The sequence below is a fragment of the uncultured Pluralibacter sp. genome (genome assembly GCF_913775985.1).
Classification (GTDB): domain Bacteria; phylum Pseudomonadota; class Gammaproteobacteria; order Enterobacterales; family Enterobacteriaceae; genus Pluralibacter.
The window spans coordinates 1-4,335 of sequence record NZ_CAJYMB010000158.1; the positions used below are offsets into that span (position 1 = coordinate 1).

Annotated in this window: 5 protein-coding genes and 3 tRNA genes; 4 read left to right on the top strand and 4 right to left on the bottom strand. The window is 59.0% G+C overall.

Annotated elements, in window-relative coordinates; translation table 11 throughout:
• Positions 1-69 precede the first annotated feature (69 nt).
• The gene (locus tag QZ766_RS22625; RefSeq protein ID WP_297207623.1) at positions 70-1,287 is read right to left on the bottom strand and encodes a sialate O-acetylesterase; all 1,218 of its coding nucleotides are present in this window, start codon (positions 1,285-1,287) and stop codon (positions 70-72) included.
• A gap of 193 nt (positions 1,288-1,480) precedes the next feature.
• On the opposite strand from QZ766_RS22625, the gene QZ766_RS22630 reads away from it, so the two are divergent.
• The 4 genes from QZ766_RS22630 (at position 1,481) to QZ766_RS22645 (ending at position 1,981) form a co-directional block, all read left to right on the top strand.
• Positions 1,481-1,557, top strand: a tRNA-Val gene (locus QZ766_RS22630).
• Positions 1,558-1,560: 3 nt separating this feature from the next.
• Positions 1,561-1,637: transfer RNA gene (locus QZ766_RS22635), tRNA-Val, on the top strand.
• 8 nt (positions 1,638-1,645) lie between these two features.
• Positions 1,646-1,722 (top strand) — tRNA-Val (locus QZ766_RS22640).
• A gap of 118 nt (positions 1,723-1,840) precedes the next feature.
• Positions 1,841-1,981 (top strand): hypothetical protein, encoded by a 141-nt coding sequence (locus QZ766_RS22645; protein ID WP_297207624.1) that lies wholly within the window; start codon positions 1,841-1,843, stop codon positions 1,979-1,981.
• 29 nt (positions 1,982-2,010) lie between these two features.
• On the opposite strand, the gene QZ766_RS22650 is transcribed toward QZ766_RS22645, so the two are convergent.
• The 3 genes from QZ766_RS22650 to QZ766_RS22660 all read right to left on the bottom strand — a co-directional run bounded on the left by QZ766_RS22650 (position 2,011) and on the right by QZ766_RS22660 (position 4,298).
• Complete coding sequence (locus tag QZ766_RS22650) at positions 2,011-2,736, bottom strand: polyphenol oxidase family protein (RefSeq protein ID WP_297207629.1); 726 nt, start codon at positions 2,734-2,736, stop codon at positions 2,011-2,013.
• 88 nt (positions 2,737-2,824) lie between these two features.
• Complete coding sequence (locus QZ766_RS22655) at positions 2,825-3,547, bottom strand: amino acid ABC transporter ATP-binding protein (protein ID WP_297207631.1); 723 nt, start codon at positions 3,545-3,547, stop codon at positions 2,825-2,827.
• Positions 3,534-4,298, bottom strand: a complete 765-nt coding sequence (locus tag QZ766_RS22660) for an amino acid ABC transporter permease (protein WP_297207627.1) — start codon at positions 4,296-4,298, stop codon at positions 3,534-3,536. Before QZ766_RS22660 ends, QZ766_RS22655 begins: the two co-directional genes overlap by 14 nt.
• Positions 4,299-4,335: the final 37 nt, after the last annotated feature.

Genomic DNA, 4,335 nt, shown 5'->3' on the forward strand with positions numbered 1-4,335 from the left:
TGGCCCGCGCGGCGCGATAGTGTCTGGACTGCGGGCGACGCAACGTCGCCCGCACCGGCAATATGTCTCCTACTCTGCCCCGCCAATCTCAAAATGCGGGCAGAGATAAAACATCGGCCTTTCTCGCCCGTTGATGTCCACCGTCTCAGCCGTTGAGTCGCGCAGATTGCCACTGGCGCCGGCCTGGATGTTCAGCCCCTCTCCCAGATCGTCCATCGCATACTTGACCGTAACGTCGCTAAGCAAATCCTCTGCCGTCTCAAGCACGACGGTATCGCCGCCCTCAATGCTTACCGCGCGCAGCGCCAGCCGCCTGCCGTTTTGGTACACCGAAAAGCCACAATCCTTCGCCGGAGCAAGATTGACGTTATCCAGCACCAGCGGCGGCTGCGGTACGCTGAAGGTTATCCGCACCGCGCCGCCGTCTGCGTGTAAGCTCAGCGGGCGAATGAAGCGGGGTCTGATGCGATCGTGTACCCGCTGTTTATAGGCGCGGCCGAAATAGCAGCCCAGCCAGCGGTAGCCTTCGGCCGTCAGATGCAGACCATCCTCAGCGTGCGGGAACATGTAGGTGGGCGCGGAAAAGCTGAACTGGCTATCCTCATCGCAGACCAGCCGGAAAAAAGATCGCGCGGTGTTGGGGTTGGTTTTGATATTGGTGGAGTGCTGATAAACGATAAAGGGCACCGGTGCCGCCTGACCGTGTACCGCCCTCGCCTCGGCGCTTATGTCCTCGCGCAGCTGGCGCAGCGCGGCAGTATACTCCTCTGCCGTACCTGCGGTCTCCCGCCCGTCAGAATTGGTTTCGCCCTGCAGCCAGAAAATGGCCCGCAGCGCGCGATGCGGGCTAAAAGCGCAGATCCCGCGCAGGTGCTGCATAAACTGATCCCTGTACCAGGCGCTGCCTTTTTGCAGTTCGGTAATGCAGGCGCCCGATTTTCCGGCCGAGCTGATAAACAGCGGATGCGCGGCGGGATCGATGCCGTTTTCGCGCAGCGCCAGCGCGCTGGCATAGCTGGCCGCACCGGAGCACACCGTTTCCCCGCGATTGTCCATTCCATCGGGGGCCGGGTTCAGCGCGTCCTCCTCCAGCGGCTTAGCAGCGCTGAAATTCTGCTCTCCCCGCACGCCGCCGCGCGTTCCGCCCGCATAAGTCTGATGTTCCGCAACCGCGGCCGGCGGCAAAAGCGGCAAGCCGGTGGCGCCGGCCGCCAGCGACTGTCCGTAAACAATTATCTGGTTAAGTTCCCCAACGTCTTGTCTGTTTTTGGCTGTTTCAGCTGTCATAACGGTATTTCCCTGGATAAGTAAAAAGTTCCACGCGTGCGGCGCATCGCGGAGTGAGCAAAAAATATTCTTCCGCATCAGCAAAATAGCAGCAATGTGCCTAATAGTTCCGCAATCGCGTGATTTACGGGAGAAAAGTGGCATTTGCCTCTTGCCTCTTCTCGTCCCTGCCGCTAATATTCGTCCCCGTTGTGCGTTCATAGCTCAGTTGGTTAGAGCACCACCTTGACATGGTGGGGGTCGTTGGTTCGAGTCCAATTGAACGCACCATCTGCGTTTATAGCTCAGTTGGTTAGAGCACCACCTTGACATGGTGGGGGTCGTTGGTTCGAGTCCAATTAAACGCACCATCTTCAGTGCGTCCGTAGCTCAGTTGGTTAGAGCACCACCTTGACATGGTGGGGGTCGGTGGTTCGAGTCCACTCGGACGCACCATTTCAGCAGTAAACTCCTTATTACCTCTTTCAGCCACTGTGATAACGCATCGCAGGATCGTGCTTTTTGTAATAAGCTTATCGCCTGACACTCCTCAACCCCATCCGGAAGCAGAACAATGGAAATCGATCTCGATAATCTGGTTATTAAAGGCCTGGAAGAAGCGGAAGAGCGCAACGCCGCGCGGCTGCAGGAAGCCGATAAAAAGGCAGAAGCTATCATTGCCGACGATGACTGCGGCGACGCCTGCAAAATCTGAGCACATAAAACCGGCAGCCGCCGGTTTTTTTATTCCACCCGGGCTATCCACGAAATCTGCTGCGTTTTTTCTTTCGGAGCGTGCGTGCGCCGGCGATACGATCCGAGCACCTCTCCCGGCGTGCAGTAAGTGCATATATTAAGCACCTCTATATTATCCGGCACCACGTCGGCATGGATCAGCTGCATTACGCAAAAATCCGCCAGAGCAAACCACTGGCTCCCCGCCTCCCGCGCCGCCGGACTGAGTGCCGTGGGCCGCCGGGGCTGGCTGAATAGCAGTGACTCGCGCCGGGCGCGAACAAGCCCGGCCGCCGGCGTTTGCAGCAGCCGGGCGTAAAATTCCCCGGAGACCTCATAGCAGCAGGCGCCAATGTGCGGCCCGATGGCCACTACAATCTCCGCCTCTGGAATACCGCTAACCGCAAACTGCGCCACGGCACGCTGGATAATACCCGCCGCCGCACCGCGCCAGCCGGCATGCACGCTGCTGATAAAGCGCCCGTCCCGGGATGCCATCAGCAGCGGAAGGCAGTCGGCGGTGTAAACGCCCAGTTTCTGTCCCGCGAGATCGGCAAACACGCCGTCCGCCGACGGACGTTCAGCCGGCGGCGTGCGGTAGGCCAGCACGTCGCAGCCGTGAACCTGTTTAATATCCACCAGCGAAGCGCGGTCGAAACGTGCGGCCTCGGCGGCGTTCAGGAATGCGTGGCGAACGCCGGGAACGGCAGCCAGCAGGCGGGAGGTGTAGGCCATCATTCACTCTTTATCGTAAAAGTTACAGATAACCCTAATGCAGCCGCCGCCGGACGGCAAGTCGCGGGGCGGCAGCGGAAATACCTGATTACAACACTTTGCTGAGGAACGCGGCGGTGCGCGGGTTTTGCGGCGCGCTAAAAATCTGCGTCGGCGTGCCCTGCTCCTGAATAATGCCCTGGTCGATAAAGATCACCCGGTCGGCCACTTCCCGGGCAAAGCCCATTTCATGGGTCACGATAACCATCGTCATCCCCTCCGCAGCGAGATTTTTCATCACCTCCAGCACATCGCCCACCAGCTCCGGATCGAGCGCCGACGTCGGCTCGTCGAACAGCATAATGGACGGCTGCATCGCCAGCGCCCTGGCAATGGCCACCCGCTGCTGCTGCCCGCCCGACAGGCTCGACGGCCAGGCGTCGCGCTTATCACCGAGGCCAACTTTTGCCAGCAGGTTCTCTGCCAGCTTCGCGGCTTCCGCACGCTTCATGCCGCGCAGCGCCATCGGTGCCATCATCAGATTTTCCAGCACCGTCATGTGCGGAAAAAGGTTAAAGCGCTGAAAAACCATGCCGACGCCTTCGCGCAGGGCGTTCAGATCGCCGCGCGTGTCGTGAACCGCAAAACCGTTAACCAGAACCTCGCCTTCGCTGACCGACTCCAGCGCGTTCATGCAGCGCAGAAAGGTACTTTTACCGGAGCCCGACGGCCCGATTATGCACACCACTTCCTGAGGTTTTATCTCGCAGTCGATACCGCGCAGAACGTGGGTTGCACCAAAATGCTTATGCAGATTTTTAATGTGAATCACTTTTGCCAAACCTCTTTTCCAGACGGTTAACCAGCTGCGCCAGCACGAAAGTCATTACCCAGTAGACGAGAGAAATGGTCAGGTAGGGTTCCCAGTAGGTTGCATAAGCACCGGATACCGTGCGCGCCGCATAGGCCAGATCCGCAAGGCCAATGGCCGAGGCCAGCGAAGAGTCCTTCACAATCGCGATAGCATTATTGCCCAGCGGCGGCAGAATGCGGCGGAAAGCCTGAGGCAAAATCACCTTACGCATGGTTTTCCACCACGGCATGCCGAGGGCGCGGGAAGCCTCCATCTGGCCTTTATCAATGGACTGGATCCCGGCGCGGAAAATTTCCGATACGTAGGCACCTGCGTTGAGCGTAATGGCAACGACGCAGGAGAGAAAAGCGCCGTAGTCTGCCCGCAGGTGGCGGGCAAAATCGCTGCTCATCAGACCGCTGGTTACCAGCAGGCCATCGCGCGGATTGATAAACAGCGGCACCAGCGCGAAGTGCACTACCATAATCTGCACAAACAGCGGCGTCCCGCGAAAGGCGCTGACGTAAAAGCGCACCGGAAACTGCACGGCAAAGCGCAGAATGTATTTCCACGGCCCGTGCTCTGCTTTCGCCATCCGGCCCAGCCCCAGCGTCAGTCCCCACAGGGTGCCGAGGATCACGCAGATAACGGTACATTTGAGGGTCATGATCGCGCCGTCGATAAACAGCGGCCCGTACTCCTCGATGATTTCCCAACGAAATCCGGTCATCGTTTTTCCCTAAAAAAATGCGGCGACCGCGCATCCG